Origin of the sequence: Streptomyces sp. GbtcB7 (genome assembly GCF_019091445.1) — a bacterium.
Lineage (GTDB): Bacteria > Actinomycetota > Actinomycetes > Streptomycetales > Streptomycetaceae > Streptomyces > Streptomyces mirabilis.
The window spans coordinates 200,989-219,140 of record NZ_JAGXJM010000006.1 but is presented as its reverse complement, the minus strand read 5'-3'; the positions used below and the strand labels follow the sequence as shown (position 1 = coordinate 219,140).

Annotated in this window: 17 protein-coding genes; 9 read left to right on the top strand and 8 right to left on the bottom strand. The window is 68.7% G+C overall.

Annotated features, from left to right (window positions below):
- Positions 1-206: 206 nt before the first annotated feature.
- Entirely contained in the window at positions 207-1,166 is a 960-nt protein-coding gene (locus tag KVT44_RS12920; protein WP_099924220.1) for an ROK family protein, read from the top strand.
- A gap of 448 nt (positions 1,167-1,614) precedes the next feature.
- On the opposite strand, the gene KVT44_RS12915 is transcribed toward KVT44_RS12920, so the two are convergent.
- Positions 1,615-3,645, bottom strand: coding sequence for an NPCBM/NEW2 domain-containing protein (locus KVT44_RS12915; RefSeq protein WP_217567141.1), 2,031 nt, complete (start codon positions 3,643-3,645; stop codon positions 1,615-1,617).
- Between the two features lie 267 nt (positions 3,646-3,912).
- Here KVT44_RS12915 and KVT44_RS12910 point away from each other — a divergent pair, with 267 nt between their 5' ends.
- The 3 genes from KVT44_RS12910 to KVT44_RS12900 are packed head-to-tail and all read left to right on the top strand — an operon-like array spanning position 3,913 to position 7,042.
- Positions 3,913-5,181: an ABC transporter substrate-binding protein gene (locus tag KVT44_RS12910; RefSeq protein ID WP_190169471.1), complete on the top strand. Its 1,269-nt coding sequence runs from the start codon at positions 3,913-3,915 to the stop codon at positions 5,179-5,181.
- A gap of 20 nt (positions 5,182-5,201) precedes the next feature.
- On the top strand, positions 5,202-6,116 hold the full coding sequence (locus tag KVT44_RS12905) for a carbohydrate ABC transporter permease (protein ID WP_079065231.1): 915 nt from the start codon (positions 5,202-5,204) through the stop codon (positions 6,114-6,116).
- Positions 6,113-7,042 (top strand): carbohydrate ABC transporter permease, encoded by a 930-nt coding sequence (locus tag KVT44_RS12900; protein WP_190169292.1) that lies wholly within the window; start codon positions 6,113-6,115, stop codon positions 7,040-7,042. Before KVT44_RS12905 ends, KVT44_RS12900 begins: the two co-directional genes overlap by 4 nt.
- A 418-nt stretch (positions 7,043-7,460) precedes the next feature.
- Here the strand turns inward: KVT44_RS12900 and KVT44_RS12895 are convergent, their stop codons facing one another.
- Positions 7,461-7,850, bottom strand: coding sequence for a DUF6083 domain-containing protein (locus KVT44_RS12895; protein ID WP_099924224.1), 390 nt, complete (start codon positions 7,848-7,850; stop codon positions 7,461-7,463).
- Between the two features lie 299 nt (positions 7,851-8,149).
- Between KVT44_RS12895 and KVT44_RS12890 the strand changes: the two genes are divergently transcribed.
- A complete protein-coding gene (locus tag KVT44_RS12890; RefSeq protein ID WP_190169293.1) occupies positions 8,150-8,848 on the top strand; it encodes a hypothetical protein in 699 nt (232 codons plus the stop codon).
- A gap of 526 nt (positions 8,849-9,374) precedes the next feature.
- A complete protein-coding gene (locus KVT44_RS12885; RefSeq protein WP_168506402.1) occupies positions 9,375-9,917 on the top strand; it encodes a hypothetical protein in 543 nt (180 codons plus the stop codon).
- A 236-nt stretch (positions 9,918-10,153) separates the two neighbouring features.
- Here the strand turns inward: KVT44_RS12885 and KVT44_RS12880 are convergent, their stop codons facing one another.
- From KVT44_RS12880 to KVT44_RS12865, 4 genes are all read right to left on the bottom strand, one after another.
- Positions 10,154-10,522 (bottom strand): hypothetical protein, encoded by a 369-nt coding sequence (locus tag KVT44_RS12880; RefSeq protein WP_217567140.1) that lies wholly within the window; start codon positions 10,520-10,522, stop codon positions 10,154-10,156.
- A gap of 331 nt (positions 10,523-10,853) precedes the next feature.
- Positions 10,854-11,177 carry a hypothetical protein gene (locus tag KVT44_RS58000; RefSeq protein ID WP_254649293.1) on the bottom strand — a complete coding sequence of 108 codons (324 nt, stop codon included), beginning with the start codon at positions 11,175-11,177 and terminating at the stop codon, positions 10,854-10,856.
- Between the two features lie 903 nt (positions 11,178-12,080).
- Entirely contained in the window at positions 12,081-12,302 is a 222-nt protein-coding gene (locus tag KVT44_RS12870) for a hypothetical protein (protein ID WP_054228798.1), read from the bottom strand.
- Between the two features lie 338 nt (positions 12,303-12,640).
- Positions 12,641-13,000, bottom strand: a complete 360-nt coding sequence (locus KVT44_RS12865) for an excisionase (protein WP_075025547.1) — start codon at positions 12,998-13,000, stop codon at positions 12,641-12,643.
- Between the two features lie 68 nt (positions 13,001-13,068).
- Between KVT44_RS12865 and KVT44_RS12860 the strand changes: the two genes are divergently transcribed.
- Complete coding sequence (locus tag KVT44_RS12860) at positions 13,069-14,043, top strand: Clp protease N-terminal domain-containing protein (RefSeq protein WP_217567139.1); 975 nt, start codon at positions 13,069-13,071, stop codon at positions 14,041-14,043.
- Between the two features lie 497 nt (positions 14,044-14,540).
- Here the strand turns inward: KVT44_RS12860 and KVT44_RS12855 are convergent, their stop codons facing one another.
- Complete coding sequence (locus KVT44_RS12855; protein WP_217567138.1) at positions 14,541-14,996, bottom strand: excalibur calcium-binding domain-containing protein; 456 nt, start codon at positions 14,994-14,996, stop codon at positions 14,541-14,543.
- A 122-nt stretch (positions 14,997-15,118) separates the two neighbouring features.
- Here KVT44_RS12855 and KVT44_RS12850 point away from each other — a divergent pair, with 122 nt between their 5' ends.
- Both KVT44_RS12850 and KVT44_RS12845 read left to right on the top strand, forming a co-directional pair.
- Positions 15,119-15,313: a hypothetical protein gene (locus KVT44_RS12850; protein WP_099924230.1), complete on the top strand. Its 195-nt coding sequence runs from the start codon at positions 15,119-15,121 to the stop codon at positions 15,311-15,313.
- A gap of 146 nt (positions 15,314-15,459) precedes the next feature.
- Complete coding sequence (locus KVT44_RS12845; RefSeq protein WP_217567137.1) at positions 15,460-16,500, top strand: NUDIX hydrolase; 1,041 nt, start codon at positions 15,460-15,462, stop codon at positions 16,498-16,500.
- A 153-nt stretch (positions 16,501-16,653) separates the two neighbouring features.
- Here KVT44_RS12845 and KVT44_RS12840 read toward each other — a convergent pair whose 3' ends face one another.
- Positions 16,654-18,009, bottom strand: a complete 1,356-nt coding sequence (locus KVT44_RS12840) for a dipeptidase (RefSeq protein ID WP_217567136.1) — start codon at positions 18,007-18,009, stop codon at positions 16,654-16,656.
- Positions 18,010-18,152: the final 143 nt, after the last annotated feature.

Below are 18,152 nucleotides of genomic sequence, written 5' to 3'. Positions count from 1 at the left end.
ACGCGGCGGTCCCTGTCGGCCACGGGTCCTGTTGTCCACGGGGGTGCGTCGGTCCATGGGGTTGTATGAGGATGTGGCGTCGAGCATAGAGCCTGGACAACGTTGTCAGATGCGGGAGACACTGTCCACCGCATTCTCCGGCCTGCGCCCCGCATCGCGAGACCGGTCTGCCCCTTTCACCAGGTTCACCGGGAGAACTGACACTGATGCACACCGACCTCGTGGCCGCGCTCGACATCGGCGGCACCAAGATCGCCGGAGCGCTGGTGGACGGCCGCGGCCGCATTCTTCTGCGCGCGCAGCGCGCGACGCCCGCGCAGGAGGACGGCGACACCGTGATGGGGGCCGTCGAGGAGGTGCTCGGCGAGCTGACCGGGTCACCGCTGTGGAGCCGGGCGGGGACCGTCGGCATCGGCAGCGCGGGGCCGGTGGACGCCTCCGCGGGCACGGTGAGTCCGGTGAACGTGGCGGGCTGGCGCGACTACCCGCTCGTCGAGCGGGTCCGTGCGGCCACCGGGGGCCTGCCGGTCGAGCTGATCGGCGACGGGGTGGCCATCACGGCCGCCGAGCACTGGCAGGGTGCGGCGCGCGGCCATGACAACGCCCTGTGCATGGTGGTCTCGACGGGTGTCGGGGGCGGGCTGGTCCTGAACGGTCAGCTCCACCCCGGTCCCACGGGCAACGCGGGCCACATCGGGCACATCAGCGTGGACCTCGACGGTGACCCCTGCCCGTGCGGTTCGCGCGGCTGCGTGGAGCGCATCGCGAGCGGTCCGAACATCGCGCGGCGGGCGCTGGAGGGCGGCTGGCGGCCGGGGCCCGACGGTGACACCTCGGCCGCCGCGGTGGCCGCCGCCGCGCGCGAGGGCGACCCGGTGGCGGTGGCCTCGTTCGAACGCGCGGCGAAGGCGCTGGCGGCGGGCATCGCGGCGACCGCGACCCTCGTCGAGATCGACATCGCCGTCATCGGCGGGGGAGTGGGCAAGGCCGGGGACGTGCTCTTCGAGCCGCTCCGCAAGGCGCTGGCCGACTACGCCACCCTGTCCTTCGTGCAGCGGCTGACCGTGGCGCCCGCACTGATGGGCACGGACGCCGGTCTTGTCGGCGCGGCGGCGGCCGCGCTCAGCAGGCAGCCGAGCACGACCGCGGAGCGGGTCGCGGGCTGAGCGCCGCCCCGAGCCGCGGCTGATCGGCCGGGGCCTGGGTTGGCCGGCCGGGCCGGGGGCCGACGGCCCGACCCGGGTCGGGCCGGGTGAGCGGGCGTGCGCCGTGGTTCGCGCGTCCGGGGCGGGTGTGCCGACCGTAGGTGCGGGTGATCCGTCGGGTGCGCCGACCGGAGGTGCGGGTGATCCGCCGGGGGTGAGCGGAGCGCGGTCGCGGCTCGAGCCGTGACCGGGTCTGCGGTCCGGGACCGACGCCCCCTGCGGGGAGCCTGCTTGGGCCAAGTCCTCCGGCGCGGTCGGCTCGGCCCCGGTCGTGCCGAGCACATCGGTCGCCGGCGGAGTGTCCGGGGCGGGGTGCCGGCGTGGGGCGGCCCGACGACCGACAAGGGGCCGATCGGCCGGGTTCACGCCCGCTGCCGAGCCGGAGGAGACCCCCGGCTTGGCGCACCGGTCAGCAGGTCAGTCGGGCGTCCGCCCAGTCCGCGTGGTCCGAGTCGACACCGTCGCCGCCGTCGGTGACGACGAGGCGGACGACCTGGGCGCCGGTCACGTCGGCCGAGACCGGCTGGGCCGGCATGGCGTTGGTGAGGACCCCGGTCGAGGCGACCTTCGTGCCATCCGCCCAGATCTCGAACGCGACGGTGCCCTTGGCGCCCTTCTCGTCGTCGACGCCGACATCCGCGGTGACGGTCCGGCACCGATTGCCGACGTAGTACTCGATGGCACTCGGGGCGTGCGCACCGAGTCCCTTGGCGTAGACGACTCCGCCGAGAGTGATCGGATGACCGTCACCCGCGGCGCTCTCCCCGTTGCTGGTGTTGCGCTCAACCGGGCCGAATCCATTCGTCGTCGACAGCCATGGCAGGTCGCCGAGGTAGGAGACGCCCGAAGGGGGAGCCACGACGACCGACACCGTGAGCGGGAGCACGCTCTCGGCGCGTATGCCGGTCGGTGAGCGGTACGTGGCCCTGAGCGTCAGGTCGTACGATCCCGCGGCCGTGCCCTCGGGCGCGGTGAACCGCCACTTCGTACGCAGGGAGTGTCCCGTGCGTACCGTGCCCGCCGTGGTCGGTGAGGCGGCCGCGACCTTCCAGCCCGTCGGGCCGCTCAGCGCCACCGAGACGCGTCGCGCGGGCGTACGGCCGAGGTCGGTCACCGCCGACGTCAGGGAGACCGGCTTGCCCGCCTCCACGAACGGGCTTCCGGCCAGGCCGAGTTCGACGGCGGGCGGGTTCTTGGCCCAGTGGCGGTCGGCCGAGACGCGGACGAGGACCGTGCCGTGCGCGGGGACGGTCGCGGAGATGGCTCCGGCGGTGTTGTAGCTCCGATGCTGCCACAGGTCGCGCAGGGTGTAGCCGTGGGCGGCCGGCAGCCCCACGGCCGCCGTGGTCGTGGCGATGTGCTGGGCGCTGCCGGTCTCGTTGAACAGCGCCACCGCCCGGCTGCCGTCCTTCATCTCCTTGGCGACGACCCAGCGTCCGCCCTCGGAGGAGAGCACGGTGCCCTGCTTGCCCAGGGGGTCCTGGTCGACCGCGATGACTTCCTTGTTGTCGAGGATGTCGAAGGTGGCGGCCGACGCCTTGCGCAGATCCGAGCCGATGAGCAGCGGAGCCGCCATGACCGACCACATCGAGAAGTGCGAGCGGTACTCGGTGTCGGTCATGCCGCCGTTGCCGACCTCCAGCATGTCCGGGTCGTTCCAGTGACCGGGACCCGCGTGCGGGGCGAGGGGCAGGTTCTGCTTGAGGATCGACAGCATCGAGCCCCAGCTGTCGTTGATGTCACCGGTCGTTCGCCACAGATGTCCGACGTCCGAGGCCCACTCCCAGGGCTTGTTCTCGCCCCATTCGCAGAGGCTGTAGACGATGGGCCGCCCCGTCGCCTTCAGCGCGTCCCGCATGGTCGTGTAGCGCAGCTTGGCGTCCACGCCCTGGTTGTTGCAGTTGTCGTACTTGAGGTAGTCGACGCCCCAGTCCGCGAACTGCCGGGCGTCGCTGTACTCGTGGCCGAGGGCGCCCGGGAATCCGACGCTGTCGCACGTCTTCGTGCCCGCGCTGGTGTAGATGCCGAGCTTGAGTCCCTTGGCGTGCACGTAGTCGGCGACCGCCTTGATCCCGTTCGGGAAGCGCACCGGGTCGGGTACCAGCTTGCCGTCGGCGTCCCGGGACGGCAGGGCCCAGCAGTCGTCCAGATTGACGTACTGGTACCCGGCGTCCTTGAGCCCCTTCTCCACGAAGAGGTCCGCGATCCCCTTGACCATGGTCTCGTTGAACTCGGCCCGGCAGTGTGTGGAGTTCCAGTTGTTGAAGCCCATCGGAGGGGTGAGCGCGAGGCCGTCCGCAAGGGCGGGGGACGCGGGGGCTTCGGTGGGGGCGGGGGCGGCCAGCGCCTCCGGAGCGGTCAGGCCGGTCGTACACAACAGGGCCGTCGCGAGTGCTCCGACCACTCTTCGGCGGGTTGTGCGGGTGGGAAGGTGACGCATCGTTACGTTCCTCCGAACTCGCGAAAGATAGGATGACTGCATGTCCGCGACAAGGGTGCGCGCTTACGGTAGGACCTGTCCAACTCTGTTGGAAGAGAAGTGGTAACGGTTGTTCGATATCTCGTCGGAACCCTTGACGAGTCTCCGACATGGGAGTGAGATCCAAGCCTCGCGTTCGGTTGTGTTGGGTGGCACCCCGAGGAGGGGGACATGGCACAGTCATCGTTGAAGGGGATCGTCGTGCCCGAAGGCACCTCAGGTCATCGGATGTCCCGGCGAAATCTCTTGCGTGGTGCGGCCGTCGGGGCCGGCGCGCTCACGCTCCCCGCCCTGCTGTCCGCCTGCGGCGACGGACCCGGCGGAAACAAGAACGAAGTCACCGTGGGGTCCAACGCCTCGGACCCGGTCCCCAAGAAGGCGTACGCGGCGGCCTTCTCGGCGTACGAGAAGAAGTCCGGCAAGAAGGTCAAGGTCAACACCAAGGACCACAACGACTTCCAGGAGAACATCAACCGCTATCTCCAGGGCACGCCCGACGACGTCTTCATGTGGTTCGCGGGGTATCGCATGCAGTACTTCGCGGAGAAGGGGCTCCTGCACGAGATCAGTGACGTGTGGAGTGGCTTCACCGGCTTCTCCGACGCCCTGAAGGAGCAGTCCACCCACTCCGGCAAGCAGTACTTCGTGCCGTACTACTACTATCCGTGGGCCGTTTTCCACCGCAAGAGCCTCTTCCAGTCCAAGGGCTATCAACAGCCCAAGACCTGGGACGACTTCATCGCGCTGGCCAAGCGGATGTCGAAGGACGGGACGCCGGTCGCCTTCTGTGACAAGGACGGCTGGCCCGCGATGGGCACCTTCGACTACATCAACATGCGCCTGAACGGATACGACTTCCACAAGTCCCTGATGGCCGGCACGGAGGCATGGACCGACACCAAGGTGAAGAACGTCTTCGACACCTGGCGCGAGGTCATGCCCTACTACCAGAAGGGCGCCCTCGGCCGGACCTGGGAGGAGGCCGGGCAGAGCCTGCAGCAGCGCAAGACGGGGATGGCGGTCTTCGGAATGCCGCACCCGGGCACCCAGTTCCCCGAGAACGAACGCGACGACATCGACTTCTTCGCCTTCCCCGAGATCGACCCGCAGTACGCGCAGGACGCCGTGGAAGCACCCATCGACGGCTTCCTGGTCGCCAAGAAGTCGAAGAACCTCGACGGCGCCAAGGCCCTCCTGACATGGCTGGGCACCCCCACCGCCGAGAACACCTACCTCGCCCTCGACCCCAACAACGTGGCCGTCAACGACGGGGCCGACACCACCAAGTACAGCGCCCTGCAGAAGAAGTCGGCCCAGCTCGTCTCGGGCGCCAAGCAGATCTCGCAGTTCATGGACCGCGACACCCGTCCGGACTTCGCCTCGACCGTGATGATCAAGGCGATCCAGGACTTCATCGGCAACCCGAAGGACGTCGACGGTCTCTGCAACAGCATCGAACGACAGAAGAAGACCATCTTCTCGTCGCCCGTCGGCTGATCACTGGGGGAAGACGTTCCGTGGCGCTCAACATTCCACGGCGCGCCGGACGACGGCGGCTGCGGCGGTTCACCCGCCGCGACACCGTCGTCCTCGGCGTGCTCCTCGGCATACCCGTCCTGCTCGACATCGTCATCGTCTGGGGCCCCACCCTCGCCTCCATCGGGCTCTCCTTCACCTCCTGGGACGGCGTCGGCGACATCCACTGGGTGGGCGGCGACAACTACAAGAACGTGTTCGAGAACTACCCGGCGTTCTGGCCCGCCGTCCGCCACAACGTCCTGTGGCTGCTCTTCCTCGGCCTGATCGCCACCCCGTTCGGACTGTTCCTCGCGGTGCTCATCGACCGCGGAGTGCGCTTCAGCCGCTTCTACCAGTCCGTGATCTACCTGCCGGTCGTGCTCTCGCTCGCCATCGTCGGCTTCATCGCCCAGCTGATCCTCGGCACCGACCAGGGCGTGGTCAACACGATCCTCAACAACCACGAGAACCCGATCGACTGGCTCGGCGACGCGCACCTCAACATCTGGATGATGATGATCGCGGCGAGCTGGCGGCACACGGGTTACGTCATGATCCTCTACCTCGCCGGACTCAAGTCCGTCGACCCGCAGCTGAAGGAAGCCGCCGCGATCGACGGCGCGAACGCCCGCCAGACCTTCTTCCGCGTCGTCTTCCCGACCCTGCGCCCGGTCAACGTGATCGTCGGAGTCATCACCGTCATCGAGGCGCTGCGCGCGTTCGACATCGTCTACGCGGTCAACAAGGGCCGCAACGGCCTGGAACTGCTCTCCGTCCTGATCACCGACAACATCATCGGGGAAGCCAGCCGCATCGGATTCGGCTCCGCCATCGCGGTCGTCCTGCTCACCGTCTCCCTGGGGTTCATCGTGACGTTCCTGGTCCAAGAGCTGCGAGGTGCGCGCGAACGATGACCGCCGACATCCGCACCGGCGCCCCCGTGCGCCCGGCACCCGCCCCGGAGAGGGCGCCCGCTCCCCGCCGCCGGCCACGCCCCGGCCGCTTCGGCGTCCACATCTTCCTGATGGGCGTCTCGCTCGCCTTCCTCGCGCCGCTCCTGCTCGCCGTCTACGCCTCGCTGCGCCCGTACGAGGAGACGGCGCAGAACGGCTACTTCTCCTTCCCGAAACACCTGTCCTTCGAGTACTACCGTCGCGCCTACAGCGAATCCGGCATGGGCAAGTACTTCACCAACACGCTGCTCATCGCCGTGCCCGCCGTCCTGGTGACCCTCTTCCTCGCCTCGTTCGTCGCCTTCGCCGTGTCCCGGCTGAAGCTGCGCGGGGGCCTGGTCCTGCTGATGTTCTTCACCGCGGGCAACCTGCTGCCCCAACAGGTCATCGTCACCCCGCTGTACGTCCTGTTCAACAGGATCCCGCTGCCGTGGTGGATGTCCGACTCGCTGACGATGTACGACTCCTACTGGGCCGTCATCATCGTCAACATCGGCTTCCAGATGGGCTTCTGCGTTTTCGTGCTGGCCAATTTCATGCGGACGCTGCCACAGGAGATCCTCGAGGCCGCCATCGTCGACGGCGCGGGCGTGTGGACCCAGTTCTGGCGCATCACCCTCCCGCTGTGCCGCCCCGCCCTCGCGGCCCTCGGCACCCTCGAGTTCACCTGGATCTACAACGACTTTCTCTGGGCCCTGATCTTCATCTCCAACCCCGACAAGCTCCCGATCACGTCATCCCTCAACAACCTTCGCGGCCAGTTCTTCACCGACTACAACCTGCTGGCCGCGGGCTCCGTCCTCGTCGCCCTCCCCACGATCCTGGTCTTCCTGCTCCTGCAACGGCACTTCGTCGCCGGCCTGACACTGGGGTCCACCAAGGGGTAGGCCCTGACCTGCAGATTTACGGGGCGTCAGGTAGTCACCGGCGCCCCGTTCATCCGGGGAGAGCATGCTGGCGAACGTGTGCCGCAGGCAGTGGAAGCCGTGCTCGCGCGTCGGGCCAGGCGCGGGCGAATCTTCGAAGAACAACAAGGCAGCAGTTCTTCTGCCGGCCCTGTTCGCAACGATGATGCTCACTGTTGTGGCAGGGGCCTATGTCGCAGGCCCGGACAGCTTCATGACCCGGAAGCGGGCCGGCAACGCCGACAGGATCGCCCTCGGGGGACCCGTCGTTGCGGGTGCTCGCACTCGCAATCGCCGCCATGACACTGGGGAGCAACCTCACCGGTGACGACAAACAGCCGCCCTCCGACAACAAGACCGCAACAGTTCACTCCCTCAAGAAGACATGAAAATTCCGCCCCTATCCGACGTCCGGCAGTTCGATGTCCGGCTCTGGCGGCTGATGCCCGCCGTCCCGGCGCTCCGAAGCCCGCCGGCTCTCCTCCCGCATCGCCGTCAGCCACGGCCACAGATCCGGCAGCTCCTGCCCCGGACACGTCAGCCGGTGCTCAATCCGGCAGCGTTGCTCGGCCACCGGCGGGCAGACTCCGTACACCGTCACCGGGCCGTCCGACAGAACGATCCACCGGTGCTCCGCCGGCACCAGATGCGCCAGCACCGTCACGTCTGGCTCCAGCAGCACCCAGTCGTGGTCCAGTGTCGGCATCCTGTCCTGCGGCAGCCCGCAATACGGGCACGTGAAGACCTGCCCCGCGCCCAATCGCCGCGGCCCCTCCTCGACAACCCCCATACAGCGAGCGTGCGGGCCGGCTGAGCTCGGCGGCACCGCGCCAACCAGACGGGACGGCAGGGACGCGACAGCCGGACGACGGCCCGCGAGGTGCCTACAGCACTGCGGCAACCCACCAGGCGCAGCCGTGGAGGCCGAGGAGGCGGTCTGGACAGAGCAGTGCCTCGACAACAGCACACTGATTCCCTGCCCGAGCACAGCCCGCGCCGCCATCGCCAGCAGGCGAGCAAAGCTCAGATGTTGCTCCGACTTTCGCATTTCACGCATGACGGGCAGTTGACGGGGCCAAGATGCACACCATGAACGGGTGGAAGAAGGCCGGCTCCGCGCTCGGCATCCTCATCGTGATCCTCGGCTACGGATGGCTCCTTTGGAAGGGCCCCTGGTTGTTCGACGGCTCTCACATCCGAAAGGCTGGTCTGCAGCCCGCGGACGGAGTAGTCATCACTGGCTTCCGCACCATGCTTGTTGCCGTCGGCGCCGGAGTCATCGCAGCCTTCGGTCTGATCTACACGCACCGCAACCACCAACTTGCCCGGCAGCAGTTCGAACACACACAAGAACAGTTCACCCTTGCGCAGGAGCAGTTCCGGCTGGCGCAAGAACAGTTCAGGCAGACGCAGGAGCAGTTTGCCTACGAACAGGAGAAGGACCGCGAAGCAGCCGACAGAGACCGCGAAGGGCGAGTCACCGAGCAGTACGTGACCGCCGTCAAGCTCCTCGGCAGCAACAGCCATGCCGAACGAATGGGCGCGATCTACAGCCTCCAACGCCTCTCCCGTGACTCCGACCAATACCTCGAACCCATCGAGATGCTGCTCTCCAGCTTCGTCCAGGAGCGGGAAGCCGCCGTTGAAAAGGAGCGGAAGGAGAAGCTGCGCCGAGAAGGCGGCCCCGTCATGATCGGTTACGACGATGAAGACGTGGCGAATGGCAAAATCGTCACACCCTTCGGAACCGACTGCGAAGCAGCCCGCAACGCCCTTCTCAACCTCTAGCCGCACCAGGCCTTCGGAGCCGAACGCCGCGAAACGGAGAACCGCCCAGGCCAGGCCTTCGGCGAACCCGGCTCCGGCTGCTCCGCCAGCACCTGAGCCACCATCAGGTCGGCCTCGTCCTGCGACAGGCTGTGTGCGACATGATCACCTCTGTTTGCCTGCGGGACGGTAACTTCGTTGGAGCATCATCATCGTGACCGCTTGCGCCGGGACGAGCCCGAGGTGGGCAACAGCCATAGCCGCACCCCCCGTCGGGAAGCCGAGGCGGTCAGGCGTCGGCGCCGCCTCCGGGTTTTGGTGATGGGGCAGCTGTCGGCCCGTCGGCCTGCTTTGATCCGGCCTCGAGGACGAGCCCTGCCCCACCTGAGGAACGTGAGCTGATGACCCGCGCTGTGTAGACCTGCCTCCAGTCTGGGTTGCGCCGCCGCCTGGGCGACTCACAAACACCAGGTCAGTGCCTTGGATGCCTCATCACAACTCGGACGCAGAAGTTCCAAAAGACATACACAGGCGTCATGATCACGCGATGAAGCAAACCCTCACCATCACGGCCGCCGCCCTCCTCATCGCCACCCTCGCGGCCTGCAGCAACACCAAGGCGGACAGCAGCGGAACACCCGCGAGCCCGGCCGCCGCGAAGCACAGCTCCACCACGAAGCAGGAAACCGCGAGCAAGCCGCTGACCGCCGGCACCGCGTTCGACAAGATCTCCGCAACCGTCACCTCGGCGAAGCTCAGCGGCACCGTCACCGCCGAAAACGACCCCAACCACCTCCTCGGCCGCCCCAGCCAGTACACGTCGAAGGTCACCTTCTCCGACAGCCGTATCTCCGCCGACGACGTCAGCGGCACCGACAAGGGAGACGTCGACCGCGGCGGCGCCATCGAGTCCTTCGCCAGCCCCTCGGACGCCAAAGCCCGCGCCGAGTACATCCAGGCGGTCACCAAGTCGATGCCGGCGCTGTCGGAGTACGACTACGTACAGGGCACGACGCTGGTGCGGGTGTCGCACTACCTGACGCCGAAGCAGGCCGGCGAGTACAAGGCGGCAGCGGCCAACCTCGACTGAGGCGCGGGACGCCGTGACGGCATGCGCAAGGCCCGCCCGGATGGACGGAGTGGGCCGCAGCCGCGCACGACCATCCCTCTCTCGGCGACCACGTCCGGCCCACCTGCGGCGCAAGCGGACGCGAACTGTGGGCCGCCGAAGTTGGCCGACTTGCATGCCGCCCCTTTCCGGGGTGGTGGCGGGGGCGCTCTGCTTCGTCCAGGGACGGTCAGTCGAGCCGGCGTGCTCGGGTGGCTTCAGGTACCGCGACTTCGCAAGGCACCGTCCACGTTCGCGTCGACCTGCTCCTGGGAAGGTCCGTCGGCGAGGGTGACGGTGCGGGACATGTCGTCGCTGGGGACGACCTTCAGGCGGATCTCGTCCAGATGGCAGAGCGAGAGGGGGCCGACGAGGCGCACGCTGAGCGTGGCCCGATCGCCCTCCGCGCGCTCGATGGTGATCTGGAACTGGGGGAGCAGGTCGGCGTGCCAGCGGTCCTGTTCGATGCGGGCGACAGTGTCCGCAGTCTTCGCCGACCGGTGCGCGGCCGGCCACGCGCCGACGGTCGCGACCGCGCTCAGGGCGGCTGTGGAGAAGGTGGCGATGTCGCCGCAAGGGATACTCATGCGGCGGGAATGTAGCGGGAGTTGAAGCCCGTGCGGCCGCACGGCCCCGAACACGCCTGCGCCCCGCTCTCATCGAGGGCGGGGCACTGTATGCGTGAGGTTACTGTTCGACGACGTGATAAGTCGCACTGCCAGGGTCGGCCTTGACGATGAGTCCCGTTTCGGCAATGTCCCGCAGAACCTGTCGGGCTCGCTTCTCCTGCTGCCTGCGGTCGCCCTCCCCGTACCCGGCATCCCGAAGTGCGGTGACCGCCCTCCCGGTGTCCCACGTGCCGCCCAGAGACCGGATGGACTGCTCAAGTGCCTGGCGTTGCGTCATCCGCGGGTCTCCTCAGGCTTCGTTGGGTTTGTGGTACTTGCGCTTATGTTTGGCGACGCTGGCGGGCGCCCCCCTGTAGCCGGGCTGGGTGGAGCACTCGTCGCACTCCTCCCAGTCCGTCCTTTCGACGGCATGCCCGGTCACGGAGTGCTGGGGGCCGTAGCCGTGGGCGTGGAGAAAGTGGGGGACGCTTCCCTCGTACTTGAGGGCGATAAGCGCGGACTCGGCGGTCTTGTCGTGGCCTTGGGTGAAGAACTTCCCGAGGCCGGTTTCCTTCCCGCATCCGCACCAGCATTTCCCGGTGGGCAGGAGGCGGGGCTTGTCGTTGCTCGGCATGAACTCAAGGTAGTGAGCCAAGACTTGCAGTCAAGGGTTGATGTCAAGACTGCGTGCGAGCCAGCGCATAGCGTTACCTGAAACGCGGCCTGCTGCAGCAGGGCTTCGAGACGACCTCCGCTCAGTGCAGGGCGCGGGCTCGTACGGCTTCAGCACTACACAGATCATCATGTGGCGCGCGGACCGCATCGCGAACGTCGAGCCCGCCGGGGGCACTCCACGACGGAGAACTCGGATACGGTCGACGCCGAACTAGTCGATGGCAGTTTGCCTGCCGTCGCCACGGCGACTGCGGTCAGTCTTCGCACGGCACGGGACCATGAAGTCTCCGATGTCACCAGGCAGGCTCTCGAAGACTCCATCACCGACAACACCCGCCGCGCCTACGACCGCCAGTGGAACACCTTCACCACATGGTGCGCCACCGAGCAGCGCGTCGCCCTGCCTGCCACTCCCAAGACGCTAGGAAGCGGAAGTCCCCACCCATCAACTTGGCCAAGCTCCGACTTCTGGTTGCCGACTGTGACGCGACGACGCTCACCGGCCTGCGCGACCGTGTCGTCTTCATCCTGGGCTTCGCCATGATGGTGCGCCGCCTCCGAGCTCGCCGGCCTACGAGAACAAGGCGTCGCCTTCTGCGGTCCGAACTCAGGGGCGCTGGGCCGAAGGCTCTCCGGCGAAGCCCCGGCGCATCTGTCAGCAACCGAGGTGCTTCGGAGGCGGCAGGTCGGCGCGTGTGCCATCTGCAGCGCATCCCGCGGGCGCCTGACCGTCGACCACTCCAACCAGACGGCCCTATTCGCGGACTACTATGCGCCGGCTTCAACACGGCCTAGGCATGCGCGGCGCACCGTCCTTCGTCGCCTACCGGGAGCGGCCGCCGGCCTCGAGCTGGGCCGCGCGTCACGTCGGTGGAGACCACGCTTCAGGGCCGCCGCCGTGCCACTCGATCACCCTTGAGTTGGCTACATCGACTTCGTCGATCCCTTCCAGCCCGGCGTAGCGGAGGAAGGCGGCCAGGTCGCGCAGTGAGTGTGCGGTGAGCAGTTCTCCGTTGACGCGCACCTGTCGGCTGCCGTCGGTCGGGGACGGTGGGTACACGATCACGTGCAGCTCTCCGGGCATGGTTTCAGACTCGCCCGGCCCGCCCGGATGCGCATCCGGAGCGCGGGCTCAGAGCGCCCCACGCAGCGCGTGCCGGACGGCGTGGGTGCTCGTAGGCTGGGTTCTGGGTTGTCTCAGTCCAATTTCACCCAAGATCAGTCTGCTGGAGCAGGCGCAGCTGAAACTCGTGATGCTGTACGCGGCACGAACCGCGGTGGTGCCGGTCGGCCACTCCAAGCTCGGTGCCGCCCCGTTCCCGTACTGGGCGCCGCTGGACCGGCCGTACACCCTGGTCGTGGATAAGCAGGCGGATCCGGCGTTACCGTTCCGGGCCGATGGCACGGTGCTGCTCGCGCCGGTCACTTCCGCTCCAGCGCGGCCAGCCGCAGCTCAAGCTGGTCAACCCGGTGCCGTAGCAGAGTGACCTGGGCTTCCAGGCTGACTTCCCGTTCCGCCCTGCGCTGAATGCGCGGTGACGCGGCGGCGCGCTCGATCACCGCGTCCAGCTGGACCAGGCGCTGCGGCCCGTTCGGGCCGTCCACCAGCCGGGACCGGATCTCGCCATTGCGGTACCAGGACCGCAGGGCCGAGCGGGAAACGCCGGTCTCGGCTTCCGCCTTGGCCAGCGTGACCCAGGGTGTCTCGTCCAGCTGCTCGAACAGCTCCAGCTCATTCTGCCAGCGCGCGAGCCGGTCCTCCCAGTCCGACGGTGTCTCCATCACACCCTCCCTTCGACAGGGTGACCCTATCAATAACAGTGTATTGACATGGTTGCGACCATGGAGACATGCCATTTGAACGGTTCACGGTGGAAGCCCGCAAGGTGGTCGTCACGGCTCAGGAGGAGGCGAGGCTGCTCAAGCACCACTACATCGGCACGGAGCACATCCTGTTGGGGCTGCTCGACGCGCCGGACAGCATGGCGGCGAAAGTTCTGCGCCAGCTCGGGTACGACAAGGAGACGGCGCAGGCCGATATCGCCGCGGTGGCCAAGCCCGGCACGCAGGAGCTGACCGGGCATATCCCGTTCGCGCCGAGCGCGAAGAAGACACTGGACCTCGCCCTGCGGGAGGCGCAGCAGCTGCACCACACCTACATCGGTACGGAACACATCCTGCTCGCCCTGGTCACCGGGGAAGGTGAGGGCGTCGGCGCGAAGGTGCTCGCCGAGCGGATCAATCCGGTCAGCAAGGTCCGTGCCGTGGTGCTGGCGTCATTGGAGGGATCTCAGGACGTCGAGGCCGGCCCATGGCCGGCCGGCACACCTGCCACCGAGGACACCGTGTCCGCCGCCAGCGCGCTGGCCGGTGGCGCACCGGTCGGCAGCCATCACCTGCTTGAAGCGATGCTGCGGGCCGAGAACAGCATGGCGGCCAGGGTGCTGCGCGAACTCGGGGTCGACCCGGACGCGGTCGCCGCCAAGATCGACGAACTGGATCCGGAGACGACCACGGACGCGAACCCGGAGGAGGCCGCCGCGCGCAAGATGGAAATCCGGCTGGTCGACGATGAGGTGCACCTGATCCTGCGGGACCCGACAACGGTCACGATCGCCAAGAAGGTCACCGAGCTGTCCAACGGCCCGATCCAGGGCGTCGGGCCGGTGGCCGGCATGTTCGTCCCGCTCTGGCGGTCGACCAACCAGCTGCTGTTGCAGATCCAACGTGTGCTGGAACCGGAACCCGGGGAAGAGGACGGATCCGCCGCGAGCAACGTGGCCAAGGTCGTGCGCACGGTCCTTGCGCCCCGGCTCCGCCGGTGAACCGGCTGATCAGCGGGCCGGAAACGGTCGGTGGGACAGGCGAGGACGGGGGCGTGGTGAGCGACGATGCGCCGGCGTGTTCTCGCCGGCGACCAGGGCGTCGTTCACAGGCGCGTTCGCCGCGCCCACCGAGGCGCAGCGCGGCGCCTGGCACGCCGTCGCCGCCGGCCGGCACGCGCTGGTAGTCGCGCCGCGGGACGAGCAACGAAGTAGCCGGGCCGAGCGGATCAGCTGTGTGCTGGTGGCTCGGCGGCGTAGCCGGCCCGCGTTGTCAGTGGCCGCCCGTAGCATTGTCGTCAACATCCCAACGATCCAGTCGGGTTGTTGCTGATGCCCCGCCCGGAACAGCGCCCGGTGCGGGGCTCGCTGCTGTCAGAAGCCTTCCCGGCCGGTCAGGCGGTCTGCCCCAGGCAGCGTTGCGGCGACTGCCTCATCCTCCTGCAACGGCACTTCCTCGCGGGCCTGACACTGGGGTCCACCAAAGGCTGATCCGCGCGTCACTCGCAGCCGACGCCGTCTCCGTCGCGGTCGAGGTGGCGGCCGTAGCCGGGGTCTCCCACGTGGACGGGCGCGGCGCCCGCCGCCCGGGCCGCGGCGCAGTTCTCGTAGTACACGGAGCCCCCGCCGCTGTCGTCGCTGCCGCCACCGCCCGCGGCGGCGGGCTGCGCGGTGACCGTCGCGCGTACGGTCTTCGTGCTCCGCACGGTCACGGTCGCGGCCGGCGTCGCCGTGACAGTCTCCGTGGCCGTCCGCGTCGCGGTCGTCGTGGCGGTGACGGTGGTGGTCGGACCGGGCTTCGCCGCGGCGGACTCGGTGGTGTCCCCACCGCTGTTGCCGATGCCGACGCCGATGAAGAGGGCCACGGCCAGCGCGGGCAGTACGTAGCGCTTGCGGGCCCAGCCCGGGGCGGTGCGGGCCGACGCGGCGGCTGGTGCCGTGTACGGGTTGGTCATGTCGTCCCCCCTGAGGCGTTTCGAGTGGGATGACGGTAGTGCCGCTGATGTGTCCGAAGGGGAGGAGTGGGAGTTGCGTGACCCACCCGTGACTCCTCGTCGCATGAGGAGTTGAACCGGGCATGAAGAAGCGCAGCATGCTCGCCATCGCCTCCCTCGCCACCGGGTTCGTCGTCGCGGCGATCACCCCGTCCCACGCCGTCGACGGCGACTCCCTGGGAGACCTGCCCGTCAAGGACACGCTCAGCAGCCTTGACCACACGCTCAGCAGCGACAGCCTGGGCGTGGACGACACCGCGCTCGGCCAGGACGGCTGAGGCGCCGGGACGGACACACGGCGCCGGTGCTCCTCGGGACGGAGAACACCGGCGCCGCGCCGTCGGCTCCCTCATCTGCGGCTGGTTTCCGTGGCAGGGTGAAGCGGGCAAGCCTCAGGGGGCCAATAGAAGAGGGGGAACTGTCCGTGATCGTCTGGATCAACGGAGCGTTCGGTGCGGGGAAGACCTCCACCGCACGGGAACTGGTCGACCTGATCCCGAACAGCACGCTCTTCGACCCCGAGGTGATCGGCGGCGAGCTCGCGCGCCTGCTGCCCGCCAAACGCCTCGCCGAAGTCGGCGACTTCCAGGACCTGCCGATCTGGCGGCGCCTGGTGGTCGACACCGCTGCCGCCCTGCTCGCGGAGCTCGGCGGCGTGCTCGTGGTTCCCATGACCCTGCTGCGCCAGGAGTACCGTGACGAGATCTTCGGCGGCCTCGCCTCGCGCCGGATCGAAGTACGCCATGTGCTCCTCGCCCCGGCGGAAACGATCCTGCGGGCGCGCATAGCCGGCCGGGAGATACCCGAGGACCTCCCCGACGGCGAGATACGGGTGCGCCAGTGGTCCTACGACCACATCGAGCCCTACCGCGCGGCGCTCTCCTCCTGGCTCACCGCTGACGCCCACCCCATCGACACCAGCGCCCTCACCCCGTACGACACCGCAGTGCGCGTCGCCGAAGCCGTACGCACCGGTGACGCGTCGGCGTGCGACATCGTGCAGACCCCCGAACCGACCTCCGAGACCGTCGCCGCCGGAGTCCTCCTCTTCGACGAGGAGGACCGGGTGCTGCTCGTCGACCCCACCTACAAGGCGGGCTGGGAGTTTCCCGGCGGCGTCGTCGAACCGGGGGAGGCTCCCGCGCGCGCGGGCATGCGCGAGGTCGCCGAGGAGACCGGCATACGGCTCGAGGACGTACCCGGTCTGCTGGTGGTGGACTGGGAGCCGCCGGCACCCCCGGGCTACGGCGGTCTGCGCCTTCTCTTCGACGGCGGCCGCCTCGACTCCGACGAGGCCCGCCGGCTGCTGCTCCCCGGCCCCGAACTGCGCGCCTGGCGCTTCGTGACCGAGCGGGAGGCTGCGGACCTGCTGCCGCCGGTGCGCTACGAGCGGCTGCGCTGGGCCCTGCGGGCGCGGGAGCGCGGCGCCGCACTCTACCTGGAGGCCGGTGTACCGCTCGGCTGACGTCGACGCCGGGCCACCCCTCGGCCGACGTCGACGGTGCACGGACACCGGGTGATCCGGCGCCGATGGTCAACGGCGCACGGAGCGCAGGCTGTTCACCAGGCCGAGCCAGAGGGTCCTCGCCGGGTGGCGAGGACCCTCTCGGCCGGGTGGTCAGCTCGCCGCGTACTTCTGGAGGAACAGCGCCTCCGTGACCGAGAGGCGCTCCAGCTCGTCGGAGGAGACGCTCTCGTTCACGGCGTGGATCTGCGCCTGCGGCTCGCTCAGGCCGATGAGGAGGATCTCCGCGTGCGGGTAGAGCGAGGCGAGGGTGTTGCACAGCGGGATGGAACCGCCCTGGCCCGCGGACTGCATCTCCTCGCCCGGGTAGGCGACCGCCATCGCCTCGGCCATCGCCGTGTACGCCGGGCTGGAGGTGTCGGCGCGGAACGGCTGGCCCTGGCCGATCTGCTCGGTGCTCACCCGCGCGCCCCACGGGGTGCGCGCCTCCAGATGGGCCTGCAGGAGCTTGGTCGCCTCGACCGCGTCCACGCCCGGCGGCACCCGCAGGCTCACCAGCGCACGCGCGCCCGCCTGCACGGACGGGGTGGCGCCGACGACCGGCGGGCAGTCGATGCCGAGCACGGTGACGGCCGGACGGGCCCAGATGCGGTCGGCGACCGTACCCGAGCCGATCAACTCGACCCCGTCCAGCACCTTGGCGTCCTTGCGGAACGCCTCCTCCTCGTACTGCAGGCCTTCCCAGCGCGCGTCCCCGGTCAGCCCGTCGATCGTCGTCGAACCGTCCTCGGCGCGCAGCGAGTCCAGTACGCGGATCAGCGCGCCCAGCGCGTCGGGCGCCGCCCCGCCGAACTGGCCCGAGTGCAGATTGCCTTCCAGCGTGTCGATCTGCACGCGAACGAGCGTCATCCCGCGCAGGGTCGAGGTGACCGTCGGCAGACCCAGTCGGAAGTTGCCGACGTCGCCGATGACGATGGTGTCGGCGGTCAGCAGCTCCGGGTGCTGTTCGGCGTACCGCTCCAGACCGCCGGTGCCCTGCTCCTCCGAACCCTCGACGATCACCTTGACGCCCACCGGAACGCCACCGTTCGCCTTCAGCGCGCGCAGCGCGAGCAGGTGCATGATGAACCCGCCCTTGCAGTCGGCGGCGCCGCGCCCGTACCAGCGGCCGTCGCGCTCCGTCAGCTCGAACGGCGGGGTCGTCCAGGCAGCCTCTTCCAGCGGCGGCTGCACGTCGTAGTGCGCGTACAGCAGCACGGTCTTGGCGCCCTCGGGCCCGGGCAGGAAGCCGTACACCGACTGCGTGCCGTCCGGGGTGTCCAGCAGCGCCACGTCCTGGAAACCCTCGGCGCGCAGCGCGTCGGCGACCCAGTTCGCGGCGCCCTCGCTCTCACTCCTGGGGTACTGGTCGAAGTCCGCCACCGACTTGAAGGCCACCAGTTCGGTGAGCTCCGCCTGCGCCCTGGGCATGAGCGAGGCGACGGTCTCGGCGACCGGATTCGACGACATGGGCACGCTCCTTGTAGGTGCGACGTTGTACTTCTGTGTACAAGTGATCGGGTGGTGCGTACGCGCGTCCCTGGTGTGCAGGGCGCATACGCCCCCGATCCTCCCACAGTGGCCTGCGGCGATGCCCGCCGTAGGATGCTCGG